Source organism: Cyclobacterium roseum (assembly GCF_010119225.1).
GTDB classification, from domain to species: domain Bacteria; phylum Bacteroidota; class Bacteroidia; order Cytophagales; family Cyclobacteriaceae; genus Cyclobacterium; species Cyclobacterium roseum.
In genome coordinates this window covers 1-2,380 of sequence record NZ_WNKF01000043.1, presented here as the reverse complement: position 1 = coordinate 2,380, position 2,380 = coordinate 1, and the positions used below count along the sequence as shown (strand labels likewise).

The following is a 2,380-nucleotide window of genomic DNA, read 5'->3' as shown; positions in this document are numbered from 1 at the left end:
GTATCCGTCCGATAAACCCCATCTTCCAGGATTGCCCATTCGTGACTAAACTTGCGCTATGAAAAGACAGAGCGAACAAGAAATGAAAAAGATGTATCAGGAATGGTTGGAATCGGGCAAGAGCAAGTCTGAATTTGCTGATTCAGTGGGCTTGGTTCGTACCACCTTTTATTACTGGGCCAAAAAATTCAGTACCGGGGAAGAAGTCTCGTCGTCCGGTAACGGTTTTCAATTACTGGACACTGGATCCCACGTTGGACGAGGACGCATATTGGCCCATATCCATTACCCCTCGGGCGTGAGCCTTGAGCTTTATGAGGGTGTTTCCGCAGAATACCTGAGAGTCCTTCTTTCTTAGTGGATGCTGGCCCTTTCCACATCCTGCCGTTACTTTCTGTACGGCAACCCCACCGATATGCGATTTGGCATCAATTCGCTTTCAGGGCTTGTCCGGAACGAACTCGGCTCCGATCCGATGAACGGGGACGTGTTTATTTTTATAGGCAAGCGGTCCAACCAGGTCAGGCTTTTGCAATGGGACAGGGACGGTTTTGCCCTATATATCAAAAAGCTGGAGCAGGGCACTTTTGAACGTCCCAGGCTTAACGGAAACGCTATATCAAGCGTTCAGCTGACCCTGCTTTTACAGGGGATAAGGCTTGAATCGGTGCGCTACAGAAAGCGGTATGACCCCTTAAAAAGGAGGTAAAAAAAGGTGCTTTTTTATGATAAAAAGCGGCTTAAAACGATCATAAACCCACTTTTTATGCTTATTTTTATGTCATGGAAAACACGTCAACCGACTACAAAAAGCTATACGAGCAGGAGCTTGAAGCCCATAGGGAGTCGCTGTTGACCATCTCCAAAAAAGAGGAAAAAATCACCGACCTGCAGTTTGAGCTCGACAAATTAAGGAAGTATATTTTCGGTTCCAAAAGTGAAAAACGGACCGGAAACGTAGGCCTGAATCAGATGGGCCTTTTTGAGCTGGGTACGACCCAGGCCGTACAAGAGGAGCTTTCTGAATCCGTTTCCACACCGCAACAAAAACCTACTCCCAAGAAAAGGGCCAAAGGCTCCGGACGTATGTCCCTTCCCGAAGAACTCAGAAGGGAAGAAGTGGTGATACAGCCCTCAGAATCCACCGAGGGCTGTGTTCAGATCGGTCAGGAAGTGACCGAAGTACTGGAAGTGACACCTGCCTCCTTTTATGTAAAACGCTATGTGCGTCCAAAATACGCAAGACCAAACGGTGAAGGCATCCTTATAGGCACTTTACCGGACAGGGTGATCGAAAAAGGTATTCCTTCTGAGTCAGTAGTTGCCCAGCTTGTAGTGGACAAATATGTTTACGGAATGCCGCTGCACAGGCAACTGGATAAGTACAGCAAGATGGGCGTAAGAATCCCAGCTTCAAGTGCCTCAGACTGGATCATGAGAGGCTGGCAGCAGCTTGTCCCTCTCTGGGAACTGCTCCGTGTGATCGTCACCAACCAAAAGTATCTTCAGGTAGATGAGACACCGATAAAAGTGCTCGACAGGGACCATAAAAAAGGAATACACCAAGGTTACATGTGGCTGTACCATGCGCCTGTGGACAGGTTGGTGCTTTTTGACTACAGAAAGGGCAGGGACCAATCAGGCCCCAGGGAAATGCTTGCTGACTTTAGAGGTATCATCCAGACGGATGGGTATCAGGTATATCATTCCCTTTATGGGGACCATGAGCATATACACCTGACTTTTTGTATGGCACATGCCAGACGCAAGTTTGTGGATGCGATTAAAGACGACCAAAAGCAGGCAAACTATATACTCGATGAGATGCAACTTCTCTATGTCCTGGAAGGCAAAATGAGAGAGGAAAAACTCGGTTGGGAGCAGAGGACAAAGGAAAGAAAAGAACACGCATCCCCTGTGCTGGAAAGGCTGGGAAAGTGGCTGGAGGAAAACCAGTACAGCTACAGGCCCGAAAGCCCTATGGGGAAAGCCATCACCTACGCACATAAAAGATGGGCAGGACTAAGTGCCTACGTGCTGCATGGGCAAATGGAGATTGACAATAATTTAGTTGAAAATGCGGTAAGGCCTCTTGCTGTCGGCAGGAAAGCCTTTTTATTCGCAGGATCGCATAAGGCAGCAGAAATGACCGCCGCCATGTATTCTTTCATGGCGAGCTGCAAAAAGAACAAAGTCAATGAGTTTGATTGGCTAAAGGATGTCTTCGAAAGAATCCAGAGCCATAAGCAGAAGGACCTCTACCAGCTCCTACCCTCCAATTGGGAGCCTGCCTGCCGGTAGGCAGGGAATACAGAATCAAAGAATAAACATTACCTGCTATAATTCCTACCTAATTCTAATGGGTTCCTCGGATGGATAC

General features: G+C 47.7%; 3 protein-coding genes. All 3 read left to right on the top strand.

All coding sequences use genetic code 11. From position 1 onward, the window contains the following. The first annotated feature begins 58 nt into the window (after positions 1-58). The 3 genes from tnpA (at position 59) to tnpC (ending at position 2,301) form a co-directional block, all read left to right on the top strand. The gene (gene tnpA / locus GJQ68_RS23025; protein WP_162419610.1) at positions 59-358 is read left to right on the top strand and encodes an IS66 family insertion sequence element accessory protein TnpA; all 300 of its coding nucleotides are present in this window, start codon (positions 59-61) and stop codon (positions 356-358) included. A 3-nt stretch (positions 359-361) separates the two neighbouring features. Next, a complete protein-coding gene (tnpB, locus tag GJQ68_RS23020) occupies positions 362-709 on the top strand; it encodes an IS66 family insertion sequence element accessory protein TnpB (protein ID WP_262888131.1) in 348 nt (115 codons plus the stop codon). 74 nt (positions 710-783) lie between these two features. Beyond that, entirely contained in the window at positions 784-2,301 is a 1,518-nt protein-coding gene (gene tnpC / locus GJQ68_RS23015) for an IS66 family transposase (protein WP_162419608.1), read from the top strand. The last annotated feature ends 79 nt before the right edge of the window (positions 2,302-2,380 follow it).

Excerpts from the sequence above, each read along its gene's own strand:
- tnpA (WP_162419610.1), top strand. The coding sequence starts at position 59 with ATGAAAAGACAGAGCGAACAAGAAATGAAAAAGATGTATCAGGAATGG.
- tnpB (WP_262888131.1), top strand. The coding sequence starts at position 362 with ATGCTGGCCCTTTCCACATCCTGCCGTTACTTTCTGTACGGCAACCCC.
- tnpC (WP_162419608.1), top strand. The coding sequence starts at position 784 with ATGGAAAACACGTCAACCGACTACAAAAAGCTATACGAGCAGGAGCTT.